This is a genomic window from Hydrogenophaga sp. (assembly GCF_051860785.1).
Taxonomy (GTDB): domain Bacteria; phylum Pseudomonadota; class Gammaproteobacteria; order Burkholderiales; family Burkholderiaceae_C; genus Hydrogenophaga.
Genome location: NZ_JBIMLB010000006.1, coordinates 127,763 through 140,230, shown reverse-complemented (window position 1 = coordinate 140,230; position 12,468 = coordinate 127,763). Strand labels below are relative to the sequence as shown.

16 protein-coding genes are annotated in these 12,468 nt (G+C 65.9%); 6 read left to right on the top strand and 10 right to left on the bottom strand.

Annotated features, from left to right (window positions below; genetic code table 11):
• Positions 1 to 28 precede the first annotated feature (28 nt).
• The 3 genes from ACTIF6_RS10625 (at position 29) to ACTIF6_RS10615 (ending at position 2,189) form a co-directional block, all read left to right on the top strand.
• On the top strand, positions 29 to 1,177 hold the full coding sequence (locus tag ACTIF6_RS10625; RefSeq protein WP_439587947.1) for a zinc-binding metallopeptidase family protein: 1,149 nt from the start codon (positions 29 to 31) through the stop codon (positions 1,175 to 1,177).
• Positions 1,174 to 1,779 (top strand): L,D-transpeptidase, encoded by a 606-nt coding sequence (locus ACTIF6_RS10620; RefSeq protein ID WP_439587946.1) that lies wholly within the window; start codon positions 1,174 to 1,176, stop codon positions 1,777 to 1,779. Before ACTIF6_RS10625 ends, ACTIF6_RS10620 begins: the two co-directional genes overlap by 4 nt.
• Positions 1,780 to 1,850: 71 nt before the next feature.
• On the top strand, positions 1,851 to 2,189 hold the full coding sequence (locus ACTIF6_RS10615; protein WP_439587945.1) for a hypothetical protein: 339 nt from the start codon (positions 1,851 to 1,853) through the stop codon (positions 2,187 to 2,189).
• 41 nt (positions 2,190 to 2,230) lie between these two features.
• Here the strand turns inward: ACTIF6_RS10615 and ACTIF6_RS10610 are convergent, their stop codons facing one another.
• The 4 genes from ACTIF6_RS10610 to ACTIF6_RS10595 form a co-directional block, all read right to left on the bottom strand.
• Positions 2,231 to 3,514 (bottom strand): sensor histidine kinase, encoded by a 1,284-nt coding sequence (locus ACTIF6_RS10610; RefSeq protein WP_439587944.1) that lies wholly within the window; start codon positions 3,512 to 3,514, stop codon positions 2,231 to 2,233.
• A gap of 53 nt (positions 3,515 to 3,567) precedes the next feature.
• The gene (locus ACTIF6_RS10605; RefSeq protein ID WP_439587943.1) at positions 3,568 to 4,083 is read right to left on the bottom strand and encodes an MgtC/SapB family protein; all 516 of its coding nucleotides are present in this window, start codon (positions 4,081 to 4,083) and stop codon (positions 3,568 to 3,570) included.
• A 5-nt stretch (positions 4,084 to 4,088) separates the two neighbouring features.
• Positions 4,089 to 4,529 (bottom strand): response regulator, encoded by a 441-nt coding sequence (locus tag ACTIF6_RS10600; protein WP_439587942.1) that lies wholly within the window; start codon positions 4,527 to 4,529, stop codon positions 4,089 to 4,091.
• 127 nt (positions 4,530 to 4,656) lie between these two features.
• Positions 4,657 to 5,349, bottom strand: a complete 693-nt coding sequence (locus ACTIF6_RS10595) for an outer membrane beta-barrel protein (RefSeq protein WP_439587941.1) — start codon at positions 5,347 to 5,349, stop codon at positions 4,657 to 4,659.
• A gap of 284 nt (positions 5,350 to 5,633) precedes the next feature.
• Here ACTIF6_RS10595 and ACTIF6_RS10590 point away from each other — a divergent pair, with 284 nt between their 5' ends.
• Positions 5,634 to 6,089 (top strand): PA2169 family four-helix-bundle protein, encoded by a 456-nt coding sequence (locus tag ACTIF6_RS10590; RefSeq protein ID WP_439587940.1) that lies wholly within the window; start codon positions 5,634 to 5,636, stop codon positions 6,087 to 6,089.
• 52 nt (positions 6,090 to 6,141) lie between these two features.
• Here the strand turns inward: ACTIF6_RS10590 and ACTIF6_RS10585 are convergent, their stop codons facing one another.
• From ACTIF6_RS10585 to ACTIF6_RS10570, 4 genes are all read right to left on the bottom strand, one after another.
• Complete coding sequence (locus tag ACTIF6_RS10585; RefSeq protein WP_439587939.1) at positions 6,142 to 6,339, bottom strand: hypothetical protein; 198 nt, start codon at positions 6,337 to 6,339, stop codon at positions 6,142 to 6,144.
• A 37-nt stretch (positions 6,340 to 6,376) separates the two neighbouring features.
• Positions 6,377 to 6,697 (bottom strand): DUF883 family protein, encoded by a 321-nt coding sequence (locus tag ACTIF6_RS10580; protein WP_439587938.1) that lies wholly within the window; start codon positions 6,695 to 6,697, stop codon positions 6,377 to 6,379.
• 107 nt (positions 6,698 to 6,804) lie between these two features.
• Complete coding sequence (locus ACTIF6_RS10575; protein ID WP_439587937.1) at positions 6,805 to 8,235, bottom strand: sigma-54-dependent transcriptional regulator; 1,431 nt, start codon at positions 8,233 to 8,235, stop codon at positions 6,805 to 6,807.
• A 115-nt stretch (positions 8,236 to 8,350) separates the two neighbouring features.
• A complete protein-coding gene (locus tag ACTIF6_RS10570) occupies positions 8,351 to 8,560 on the bottom strand; it encodes a hypothetical protein (RefSeq protein WP_439587936.1) in 210 nt (69 codons plus the stop codon).
• Between the two features lie 107 nt (positions 8,561 to 8,667).
• On the opposite strand from ACTIF6_RS10570, the gene ACTIF6_RS10565 reads away from it, so the two are divergent.
• Both ACTIF6_RS10565 and ACTIF6_RS10560 read left to right on the top strand, forming a co-directional pair.
• Positions 8,668 to 9,015 carry a hypothetical protein gene (locus ACTIF6_RS10565; RefSeq protein WP_439587935.1) on the top strand — a complete coding sequence of 116 codons (348 nt, stop codon included), beginning with the start codon at positions 8,668 to 8,670 and terminating at the stop codon, positions 9,013 to 9,015.
• Between the two features lie 271 nt (positions 9,016 to 9,286).
• Positions 9,287 to 9,823 (top strand): DUF4142 domain-containing protein, encoded by a 537-nt coding sequence (locus ACTIF6_RS10560; RefSeq protein ID WP_439587934.1) that lies wholly within the window; start codon positions 9,287 to 9,289, stop codon positions 9,821 to 9,823.
• A 30-nt stretch (positions 9,824 to 9,853) separates the two neighbouring features.
• Here ACTIF6_RS10560 and ACTIF6_RS10555 read toward each other — a convergent pair whose 3' ends face one another.
• Both ACTIF6_RS10555 and ACTIF6_RS10550 read right to left on the bottom strand, forming a co-directional pair.
• Positions 9,854 to 10,729, bottom strand: a complete 876-nt coding sequence (locus ACTIF6_RS10555) for an EamA family transporter (protein ID WP_439587933.1) — start codon at positions 10,727 to 10,729, stop codon at positions 9,854 to 9,856.
• Positions 10,730 to 10,751: 22 nt separating this feature from the next.
• On the bottom strand, positions 10,752 to 12,467 hold the full coding sequence (locus ACTIF6_RS10550; RefSeq protein ID WP_439587932.1) for an AMP-binding protein: 1,716 nt from the start codon (positions 12,465 to 12,467) through the stop codon (positions 10,752 to 10,754).
• Position 12,468: the final 1 nt, after the last annotated feature.

Here is a 12,468-nt window from a genome sequence, read left to right as displayed (position 1 = left end):
AAAACCCGAACGGAGGAAAATCCCGCCCATGAACCGCGCTTTCACTTGCGTCTGCCAACAACCCATCTTCTTTCGCAACAGCGTCTGCCTGGCCTGCATGAAACCGCTGGGCTACGACGCCCTGCGCGGCAAGCTGCTGCCCCTGGAGCCGGCCGAGAGTCCGGGCCTCTGGCGCAGCGTGGAAAGCGCCACACGAACACGCCTCTACCGCCGTTGCGTGAACCTCGCGACGGCCGCGGCCTGCAACTGGTTGATTCCCGTCGAATCACCGGAAGAGCCGGCGCCCGAACTCTGCCTGTGCTGCCGCCTCACGCGCACCCTGCCCGATCTCGGCACGCCAGAACACGCCGGGTGGTGGGGGCGCATCGAACTGGCCAAGCGGCGCCTGGCATCCTCGCTGCTGGCTTTGCGCCTGCCGCTCGTGCCAAAAGCAGAAGACCCGGTGCGCGGACTGGCGTTCGACATCCTGGTCAGCCTGCCAGGCGCCCCCCCGGTCGTCACCGGGCACGAAGATGGCGTGATCACGTTGGACGCACAGGAGGCAGACGATGCCACACGCGAACAGCGCCGCACGCAACTGCGCGAGCCCTACCGCACACTGCTGGGCCATCTCCGCCACGAATCAGGGCACTACTTCTGGCAGCGCCTGGTGGAAGACTCGCCCTGGCTGGAACCCTTCCGCAGGGTCTTCGGAGACGAGCGGGCCGACTACCAGCAGGCGCTGCAGACGCATTACGACCGGGGGGCGCCGGCCGACTGGAGCACGCGCCACGTCAGCGCCTACGCCAGTTGCCATCCCTGGGAAGACTGGGCTGAGACCTGGGCCCACTACCTTCACATGCGAGACACCCTGGGCACAGCGCGCGGCTTCGGCATTCGGGGCAACCGCGTGGAACTCGCGGGGGAGCCCTTTGGCCCTTCGGTGCTGGAAGAAGGCGAAGGGGATGAGCACACCAACGCGCGCTTTCTGAGCTGGCTCAATCACTGGATGAAGCTCACGGTGGCCTTGAACGAGATCTCGCGCAGCATGGGTGTGATGGACATCTACCCCTTCGTGCTGTCACAACCCGCGGTGAGAAAGCTGCACCTGGTGCACCGGGTCATCGCCCACAAGGCGCCACGCGGCGCCCGCCGCCGCAGCGCGGTGCCTGCGGCCGTGGAAGAAACAACGCCATGAAGCGCACCGGTCCGCGCGTCGCCCTGATGGCCTGGATCGTGGCAGCCGGCAGCGGGACGCTCGGCGCTCAGACCGTGCCTCTCTCCGCGGGTGCCCGCGACACCGTGGCATGGGTGCAGCAGCAGCGACAACTGGCGGGACAGCCTTTTGTCGTGCTGGACAAACGCCTTGCCCACGCGTGGGTATTCGATGCCCAGGCACGCCTGGCGGGCGCCACACCGGTGCTGCTCGGCCTGGCTAGAGGAGACGACTCGGTACCCGGCATCGGTGACAAACCGATCGCTTCCATCCAGCCGCACGAGCGCACCACACCCGCAGGCCGATTTCACATGGAGCCAGGAAAGAATGCGAAGGGTGAGAGCATCTACTGGGTTGACTACGACGCCGCGGTGTCATTGCACCGCGTGCGCTCGGCGAACACCAGCGAAAGAAGGCTGGAGCGACTGGCCACCCACGACCCCGGCGACAACCGCATCTCCTACGGTTGCATCAACGTGCCTGAGGGCTTTTACAACGACGTCATCGAGCCTCTGTTCGCACCTGGCAAAGGGTCGATCTACATCCTGCCCGAGACGCGCCCCTTGTCGACCATGCTGAAGTGACCGGACGAGGGCACGGCCTCATCCGGTCGGCTCGGCAGCACGCTCAGTTGCGGTCAGCGCGCGGTGCGCGCATGGTGCCATCGGTGGTGCCGCTTGTGCCGGGCGTCGTGGACTGCGTGGTCGACGGCGCAGTGGTCGAGGGCATCGTCGAGGGCGAGGTGGTACCCGAACCCATGCCCGAGGCAGGAGGTGTCATCGGCGCTGTGGAGGGCGTGCCTGGAGAGGTCGGTGTGGTTGTCGAAGGGCCGGAACCGCTGGGCTGTGCAAACGCCATGCCGCTGGCAAGAACGAGCACCAGCCCGCAGGCGGTGGAAGTGGTGGTGCGAATGAAAGAGTGGGACATGTTGGCTCCTGGTGTCAATGAATGTTCAACGTCCGTTGCACCCACCGAAGATTCGTTGAGCGGCTGACGCCAAACTTCATTGGCAAGGGGTGTGCCCGTTCTGCCTTCTCAGTCGTACGCGCGCGGAAAGAGAATTTCGAACCGCGTGCCCGACACACTGGATTCCACCTGCACGGTGGCATCGAGCAATTCGCACAGGCGCTTGACAATGGACAGGCCGATGCCCTCGCCGTGCCGGTCCGTCTGCGGCGTGGCGCCGGGCTCCGGTACGCCCGCGTCCTCCTCCTCGATGTGGGTGACCTTGTCTTCCTTCGAGTCGAAGGCCACCTGGTCCGCATGCTGCGTGGCCACCTCCAGCGCATTCTTCAATTCGGAGGACCCGCCGTTCCCGATGCCCGGACCGGTGTCGCTCACCACCAGCATCCATCGATCGGGATCCTCGGCGCCGCAGTCCGACCACGAAAGTTCAAGCCCGCCCTTGTGCGTGTAGCGGATCGCGTTGAGCAGGAGATTCTGTGCGATGCGGTACAACTTCACCGCATCGGAGCGCACCTCGAAAGGCGTGTGCCCGTTGAGCTTGAAGGTCAAGCCCTTTTGCTGCGCATGCCCTTCCAGCGATTCCCACAGCTCGCGAAACAGGGGCGCAACGTCCACGCGCTCGATGTGGCGCTCCTCCTGTCCGCTCTGTAGTCGCGCGAGGGTGGTGACATCGTCCAGAAGGTGGTGCAGCGCCTTCACGTTCTTGCCGAGCAGGCGAAGGAATGTCTCACGGACCGCCGGATCGGCGTTCGGCGTTCCCAACCCCTGGGTGGCATTGCTGACGACCCCCAGGTTACCCCGCAGGTCGTGGGCGGCCTCCTGCCAGAGCTGGGCACGCTGTTGCTCCATCCGGCGCAGGGTCTCCAGGCCTTGCTCAAGGCTACGGGTGTAGGCCGTGGCCTCGATCTGTTGCAACTTGAAGTACTGGTTGGTGCTGGCCCCCACGGCCACGCTGTAGACCTGCGCCCAGGCCAGGCGCGCGCGCGCCATGACCTCTGGCGCGTGCACGGGTGGCCCTGCGGCCAGCGACTCGAGTTCGCTCACCACACATTCGTTGAGCCGGCCCAGCTCGCGGACCACTTCGGACAGGCCAAAACCCTGCTGCCAGCGGTGCAGGCCGTGTGCGGCTGCATCGCCCAGGCGCTCTGCCTCGCTGGACTCCGAGCGAAGATGCGCTTCAAAGCCCTCCAGCACCGCTGGAATATGGTCGTTGAGCTGGGCGTGCGGCAAGGCATCTCCACTGGTCAGCGAGGTGTCGGCCGACACCGCACGCCGCCATGCGTTCAGGATGGCGTCACGTCGATCGGTGAGCTGGTCGGCCAGTGCGGCGAAAGGATTTCCATGGGCGGGCATCGGGCACCTTCAGTCAAAGAGACGACCATTCTGCCCTTGAACAACGGGGTGCCTCATCTATCGCGCTGCGGTGTCGACTCGGCTTCCTGCCGGCGGCGAATGGAGCGACCCAACCGACGAAGCCACACCAACACGATGAGAATGAAGAACGTGGCAAGCATCGCGATGCCCGTGTGACCCATGCCAGCGGCCATGCCCACACCCGCCGTGGCCCAGATACTGGCTGCGGTGGTCAGGCCATGGATGCGGCCTTCCTCCTGGTCCTTGAGCACAGCACCCGCGCCCAGGAACCCAATGCCCGAGACCAGCCCCTGCACCACACGGCTGAGCTGGTCGTCGTCCATGCCGGTCTCCCGCGAGATCAGCACAAAAAGTGCTGCACCCAGTGAGACCAGCATGTGCGTGCGAAGACCGGCTTCCGCATCGCGCCGCTCGCGGTCCCACCCAATCAGGGCACCCAGTACGAGCGCCTCACCCATGCGCCAGGTGGCACGCGTGATGCGTTCCACTTCTGCAAGGTCCGAGAACTCCCCTTGCAGCGTGGTCCAGATGGTCTGCAGGACAGACATGACGATCAACCTTTCGGGGGAAGTCCCGCGCCATCGCCATCTCGCCAGCGCTGGATGTATCGATGCAGTTCGCTCAGGATGAGGGGTTTGATGAAATGGTGGTCAAAACCAGCTTCCGCTGAACGCTGGCGGTCCTCGGGCAGCTCGCGGCCGGTGAGCGCAACGATCAGCATCGGCATGCCGGGCAGCGACTCGCGAATGCGGCGTGCCACCGAGTGTCCGTCAAGCTGGGGCATGCCGATGTCGAGGATGGACACCTGCGGCCGGATGCGTTGCGCCACAGCCAGGGCTTCTTCTCCATCGTGAGCCAGGTGAACCGTGTGACCATGGAGTTCCATGAGCAGCACCAGAGACTCGGCGGAATCGCGATCGTCGTCGGCAATGAGCATGCAGAGGCCAGAGCCGGGGGTCGAGCCCGGATCCGGGAGGAGCGAAGCTGCGGGCATGATTTCGTGATGAGGGAAAGGGATGCGGTGGCGCATTCTCCACCCCCTGAACGCCGCCAGCAACTCAGGCCCAAAAAAAGGGATGTTGAACATTTCAACATCCCTTTTTTGCTTTCAGGCAGGTGCTTCAGAAGCGGTGCACATAGCCCAGGCTGGTGGTGTTCACCTCGCGCTTGCCCACGCCGGCAAAGCGCATGTCGTAGCGGGCCCATTCGAGCACGATGGAAGAGTTCGGGGTCAGGTCGTAGCCGACGCCTGCGCCATAGGAACCCGCCCAGCCACTGGCCCTGCCGGTGGAAATACCGGAAAGCGCGCTGGCCGACACTTCGGTTCGACCGTAGGTGGTACCGAGCTTGCCAAACACATTGAATGCGCCCAGCGGAAGCTTGCCGACCAGGCTGAGGTTGATGCCGTGCGCCTTGCTGGTGCCGCCGCCGCGGCGCATCTTGCCCAGGTTCACGTAGCCGACCTCGGCACCCAGGTAGTCATTGAACATGCCACCGGTGTACAGGTTGAACGAGGTGCTGCTGTCCGAGCAGTTGAAGCCACCGAGCCCGCAATCGAGATCGTAGTCCGGGCGCCCGGCGTTGATGCCGATGTAGCCGCGTGAGGAGTAAGGGATGAGCGAATAGCCGCCTTCGCCGGACATGCGCGGCCCGGTCGTCGGGGTGGTTGCCGTCGTGGATCCACCCGCCTGCGCAATGGTGGTGGTGGAACTGTCGTTGCCCGGTGGTGGCGTCTGGGCAGAAACCGAGCAGGCCACGGCCATGGCGATGGCGGCCACCGGCCACGTCTTGAGGTGATGAAGGGAGCGGTTCATGGGCTAGTCCTGGTTGGAGTTGAGAAAAACTGCGCCAGAAATGGAAAGCAGCGCATGCTCTTGGCAAACCGGGTGCCTGACCCCCGAGGGGGTCGGGCAGCCACCGTTTCTCGTTGCGAACCCCTTGCGGTAAATATTGCAGCACCCCGACACCCCTACCGCGCCCCCTCTTGAAAAACGCTCGACGGTGTCGGGTACGCCGTGTGCCCTTTGAAGAGGTCGGAAGCGGTGGACAGGAAAGTTCGCCGGGGCCGGCGTCCCATCCACTTTCAAGAAGGAACGCCATGAAAGACAAAGACACCATCAAGACACTGAACAACCTCATCGAAACCTGCAAGGATGGTGAGTACGGTTTCAAGGCCAGCGCAGACCACGCTGCCGATCCGCAGATCAAGGACCTGTTTCTGGCGCGCTCACAAGACTGTCGCGCCGCAGCGGCCGAACTGCAGACGCTGGTCGTTCGCCTGGGCGGCAAGCCGGAGGACAGCGGAACCGCGAGTGGCACGGTGCACAGAGGCTGGGTTGCCGTGAAAGGCACGCTCTCGGGCTACACCGATCTGGCCATGCTGGAGGAAACCGAGCGCGGTGAAGACACGGCCCTGGATCGCTACCGCGAAGCCCTGAAGGAGGACCTGCCGGTGGAAGTGCGCGCCATGGTCGAGGCACAACTGGCCGGCGTCAAACGCAACCACGACCAGATCCGCAACCTGCGCAACCAGTACCGGGCCACGGCAGACTGATCCTTCCGGACACCCATGGAAAGACCCGCTCCAGGCGGGTCTTTTCTTGATGTCAGGCGGGTTTCGGGACGGGATTCCCCGAGGACGGCTTTTTTCGCTCCGCCAGTTCGGCGTCGCTGTGACCATCTCCCACCGGGTCCGCGCTCTCGTCTTCAGGCGGCGCCGGTGGCGACGGAGGTGTGGCCTGCCTGACGTCGTTGCCGCCACTGATGGAGGAGCACAGCAAGGCGCACGGTCGGGTCTCGCTCATGGGAGTCTCCTGAAGGGGGGCGCAGGAAGGCGCACCTTCAGCGGGTCAGTCGCGCAAACAGCATGCCGATGGCGAGCGCCACCCCCACCGAGGTCAGCGGATGCTCACGCACCGTGCCGCGCAGGTTGTCTGTCCATTCGTCGCCGAGTTCGCGCGCGCGATTCACCTGGTTGTGCAGGGCTTCGCTGGCGTGTGCGACGGTCGACTCCAGCTTCTGCGCCGCAGGGGCCGCTTTTTCAGCAAGGCGATCCACGGTCTCATGAGCGCCCTGGGCCACGCGAGAGACGATCTCATTGGCGTCAGGCGTGCTCGCGCCCCGCGCGTCGATGGATGAGGGGTGGGTGCTGGTGTTGGCCATTGGGAATCTCCTGAAGGGGTGTTGAGCGATGGGCATGGGCCCCATCCCGCCAAGAGCGTGATACCGGCCCGCCGCCTTGCAGGGGCAATCGGCGTGCCACCCCTTTCTCAAGGCTTGTCGTCAGCCGCGTACTGTTTGAGCCGGTTGTACAGCGTTTTCAGACTGATCCCCAGTGCAGCAGCGGTGCGTTCCTTCTGCCGCCCGTAGTGCTCCAGCGTGGCCAGGATGATCTTCTGCTCTGCCTCTGCCAGCGAAATGCCGATGGGAACCACCACAGACTCGCGCGGAGCCTCGGCCTGCGCGTGGACCACCCCGGGCTCCACGCTTCGCGCCACGGGCGGCGCGGCGTCCAAGCTGTCGATCTGCTGCGGCGGCGACCAGCCCGAAGGGTGCGGCAACCACTGCGTGTCGATGGTGCTTCCTGACGCCATCACGTAGGCGCGCTGCACGGCATTGCGAAGTTCGCGCACGTTGCCCGGCCAGTGGTAGGCACTGAGTTGCTCCAGAGCCGCTGGCGTGAAACTCTTCTCCTTGCCCTCCTGTTCGCCGATCAGGCGCAGGAAACGGCCAGCGAGCAGCGGAACATCCGACAGCCGCTCCCGCAGCGGTGGCATTTCGATGGGGAACACGTTGAGGCGGTACATCAGATCCACGCGCAGGTGGCCATCGGCCACGGCCTGCATGGGGGAACGGTTGGTGGCGGCAATGATGCGCACATCGGTTTCCTGGCTCTGCGCCGCGCCCACGCGCATGAAGCGCCCGGTCTCCAGCACACGCAGCAGTTTCACCTGCAGGTCCAGCGGCATCTCGGTGATCTCGTCGAGGAACAGCGTGCCGCCGGCCGCGCGCTCGAAGAAGCCCTGGTGCTGGCGGTCCGCGCCGGTGAAGCTGCCCTTTTCGTGTCCGAAGATCTCGCTCTCGATCAGGTTGGGCGAAATGGCGCCGCAGTTGACGCCCAGAAAAGGCATCTTGCGCCGGCGGCTGAGCTCGTGGATGGTCTGCGCCACCACCTCCTTGCCGGTGCCACTCTCACCCGTGATGAACACGGTGACACCCGAACCCGCCACGCGGCTGATCTGTTCGTACACGCGCAGCATGCAGGCCGAGCGGCCCCAGAGCTGTCCGAAATTGCCGGTGCTGGCCAGGTTGGCGGTGAGGCCCGCCACCTCGGCCTTGAGCACCGCGGGCTTGGTGACTCGCGAAAGCACCCCTTGCAGGTGCTTGAGCGTGACAGGCTTGACGAGGTAGTCCACCGCACCCAGGCGCAACGCCAGGATGGAGGTCTCCAGGCTGGCGTGCCCGGTCATCAGCACCACCTCCGAATCGGCCAGCAGCTCCGGGTCGGAGAACAGATCCATGCCGCTGCCGTCGGGCAGGCGCAGGTCGAGGAGCACCAGGTCGGGGGTCTGAAGGGCGAGCTGCTTGCGCGCATCGCGCAAGGAATTGGCGGTGGCGACGGTCAAACCCTGCAATGCAATGAGCTCGCTTAGCATGGCTGCGGCGTCGACGTCGTCGTCCACGATCAAGGCATGGGTCATCGATGTGTGTTTCCTGTGGGCGCGCTGTTAGCGTGGCCGCGCGCGGCGGCGCCCATGATGCCATTTTTATCCGGACCAACAATCTGCCGCGTGTGATCTGCCTCGTGGGATGACTTCAGTGCAGCGTGACCACCGGATTGGGCTTGAAAGGTGGATCTCCCTCGGGAGGCGTTTCCCTCCCTGGCGTGCCCGGTTCCTGAATATCCGGCGGCAACTCGGTCGGCCGGCCAGGCGGTGTCTCGGGATAGGGGGGCGGAATCGGCGGTGCAGGTTGGGGCACTTCCGGCACGTGGGCATGCATCTGCAGGAATGGTTCTCGGTTCATGGCAGCTCCTTGAGTACTTGTTGAGGGCACTGGAGCTGCGGCAAGGCACGTGCCCGCTGGACAGGCACGCGCCTTGCCCGGATAGAGAACCCTCATCAGGAAACACCATGGCAAGACAACGTCCCGATCGTGCAGATCACCCCGCCCCCCGCCATCCCGTGGACCGCTCACCGCGTGCACCCGGTTCACCACCGCCGCAGTCCGAAGACGAGCACCTGGAACTGCCGCATGAGCGCGATCAGTCGACGCGCAACACAGCGCCTGCGCCCGATGCCGGAATGAAACAGGCCAGCAAGGACCTGGAGGCCGGCCAGGTGGACACCGACATGCGCGCATCACCGGGTCTTGACGCGGCGCAACGCAAGCGCTACGTGCCGGGCGCGGGCGGGCAACGTCCCGAGGCGCAGCCCGCAAAGGAATCAACTCCTGCGGACCCAGCGCGGCGGCGCAGGTGAATCGACGGCAGCGCCCGGATCCTCTTCCCCGCCACAGAAGCCAGCAGAAAGCCGGGCTCCGGTGCTGGCGCAGCGCGCCGCTCCCGCCTTCCTGGTGCGCAGAACAGCGCCAGGAACCCGAGGGTGGTCAGCAAGAAAACCAGGTTTCGGGACGTTCGGTGCATGGCGATCTCCTGTGACGATGCCGGCAAATGCCGTGCCCACCGGGCGGCTAATTCAAGGCAGGCACTGGATTTGCCCTTGAAACATCCGTGTCACAAGGAGAATCTTCATGAAAAAACGCACCCTGCAACAAGCCAGCCTGGTCGTCGCCCTGATGTTGGGCGGCCACGCCATGGCCGACACGCTCGCCCGGCAAGACCAGGCCTTCCTGGAACAGGCCGCGCAGAATGGACATGCCGAACTGTCGGCGGGCCGCCTGGCGCTGACCAAGGCACGCAATCCGCAGGTGCAGGCATTTGCCCAGCGAGTGATCGAAGACCACACCCGCATCGGCGAAGAACTGGTCACCCTCGCCATGGCCCGCAACTACAAGCCGCCCACCGAGCCCTCGATGCTCCAGAAGGGCAAGGAAATGGTGATCGGCGGCATGGCCGACGAGAGCTTTGACCGGCGTTACGTGATCCAGATGGGCGTGGAGGCCCACCAGGACACGATCCGCCTCTTCGAGAAGGCCGCCAATGAAGCCCGCGACCCGGAGATCAAGGCGTTTGCCACAAGGCACCTGCCCCACCTGCACCAGCACTTGGAAGCCGCGCGGGAACTCAAGGTGAAGGTGGAGCCGACCACGCCGCCACCCCGGCGCTGATCCGGCGCTGATCCGGCGCTGATCCGGCGCTCAGCCCAGTCGCAAGGCCATCACGCCGGCGACGATCACCGCCGTGCCAATGGCGCGCTGCATGCCGAACTTCTCTTTCAGCAGCAGCGTGCCCATCACGGCGGCGAACAGCACCGATGTCTCGCGCAGTGCGGCCACGCTGGCCACCGGCGCTCGCGTCATGGCCCAGAGCGCGATGGCGTAGGAGCCAATGGAAGCCACAGCGCCCAAGGCCGCCATGGGCCACCGCCGCCGGGCGTAGCCAAGCATCTCGGCGCGCCCGGCGGCGGGGCGCCGCCACCACACCATCAGCGGATAGCAGATGCCGTTGAGCACGAACAGCAGCAACACGTAGCGCAAGGCGTTGCCCCCCGATGCCACCTCGGCACGCACGCCCAGCCCGTCGACCACCGTGTACAGGGCGATGATTCCGGCGTTGGCAAAGGCATAGAGCAGTGCCTTGCGATGGTGCAGCGCTTCACCCGGGTGGGCCAGCCCCACCAGGGCCACACCGGTGGTGATGCCGATGACGCCGGCCCAGGCCGTCACGCTGGGCGATTCCCCCAGCAGGCTGCCGCTGGCCAGGGCCACGAGCAGCGGTGCAAAGCCACGCATGATCGGGTAAGTCAGCCCGAGTTCACCATGCTGGTACGCGCCGACCAGGGCCACGTAGTAGCCAATGTGGATGACCACCGACGCCGCAATGAAAGGCAGGCTGGCCGGACCGGGCAGGCCCGTCATCAACAACACCGGCAGCGCCACCGCTGAACCCACCAGATGCAGCAGCGCGGTGTCCAGCGCCTTGTCGCCGCTGCTCTTGACGAGTGCGTTCCAGGCGGCATGCAGCAAGGCGCCCACCAGAACGGCGGCCACCACGGGCCAGGTGAGTGTCAGCACGGGGCCTTGACCTCAACCGGCATCAGGCACTACCGCCTTGCCTGAGTTCGGGGAAGTCGTCGTCGCGGAACTCCATCTCGCCACGGCGCCCGGCGCCATCGCGCTCCACCTCCTGGGCACGCAACTGCACGCGGCGGATCTTGCCGGAGATGGTCTTGGGCAGCTCGCTCACGAATTCAATGCGGCGCACACGCTTGTAGGCGGCCAGGTGCTCGCGCGCGAAGCCGAGGATGTCGCGCGCGAGTTCGGGCCCGGGGGTGGCACCGGCGGCCAGCAAGAGATAAGCCTTGGGCACCACGCCGCGGATCGGGTCGGGCGCGGGCACCACGGCCACTTCGGTCACGGCCTCGTGTTCGATCAGCGCGCTCTCCAGCTCGAACGGGCTGATGCGGTAGCCCGAGGCCTTGAAAACGTCGTCCGCGCGGCCTACGAAGGTGAGGTAACCGTCGGCATCGCGCGCGGCAGTGTCGCCCGTGTGGTAGTGCCCATCGCGCATGACCTCGGCGGTCTTCTCGGGGCTGTCGAGGTAGCCCACCATCAGGCCAAGCGGACGGTGCGAGAGGTCGATGCAGACCTCGCCCTCGTCGGCCTCGTGGCCGTCCGCATCGAGCAGGCGGATGCGGTAGCCCGGCAGGGGCCGGCCCATGGAACCGGGCTTGAGCCGCTGGCCCGCGACGTTGCCGATCTGCGCGGTGGTCTCGGTCTGTCCGTAGCCATCGCGCAGCGGCAAGCCCCAGGCCTGCTGCACCTGCTCGATGATCTCGGGGTTGAGCGGCTCGCCCGCGCCAATGAGTTCGCGCAAGCCCAGGCGCCCGCGCCACGCGCCCAGGTCTTCCTGGATCAGCATGCGCCACACCGTGGGCGGCGCGCACAGGCTGGTCACGCGGCAGCGGGCCAGCACCTCCAGCAACGCGGCTGCGCTGAAGCGCGGCGTGTTGTGGATGAACACGCAGGCCCCCGCGTTCCAGGGCGCGAAGAAACAGCTCCAGGCGTGCTTGGCCCAGCCGGGCGATGAGATGTTGAGGTGAATGTCGCCAGCCTTCAGGCCGAGCCAGAACATGGTGGACAGGTGCCCCACCGGATAGCTCTGGTGCGTGTGCAGCACCAGCTTGGGCTGCGCGGTGGTGCCCGAGGTGAAGTACAGCAGCATCGGGTCGGTGGCCTGCGTGGGGCCATCGGGCGTGAAGGCGGCAGGCTGCGTGAGCGCCTGCGCCAGATCGTGCCAGCCCTGCGTGGCGGCGCCGACGGCGATGCGCGTGAAATCCCCGGGCAAGGCGGCGAACTTGTCCGTCTGCGCGGCGGCCACCACCACGTGCCGCACCTCGCCGCGCTGCAGCCGGTCGCGCAGGTCTTCGGGTGTGAGCAGCGCGGTGGCGGGGATGAGCACCGCGCCCAGCTTGATCGCCGCGAGCATGGTGTCCCACAGCGCGACCTCGTTGCCCAGCATCAGCAGGATGCGGTCGCCACGGCGCACACCGAGCCCGCGCAGGAAGTTCGCCACCTGGTTGGAGCGCGCCGCCATGTCGGCGAAGCTGAAGCGCTGTTCGCCGCCGTCGGCCTCGGTGATCCACAGCGCGGGCGCGCCGTTGCCTTGCGCCAACGCGTCGAAATGGTCCAGCGCCCAGTTGAAGGTGGTGAGCTGCGGCCACTGGAAGCGCTCCGCGGCCTCGGGCTGCTGGCCGCGCAGTTGAAGCAGGAGTTGTCGGGCTTGTTCGAAGGTTGGGTTCTCTTGGGTCATG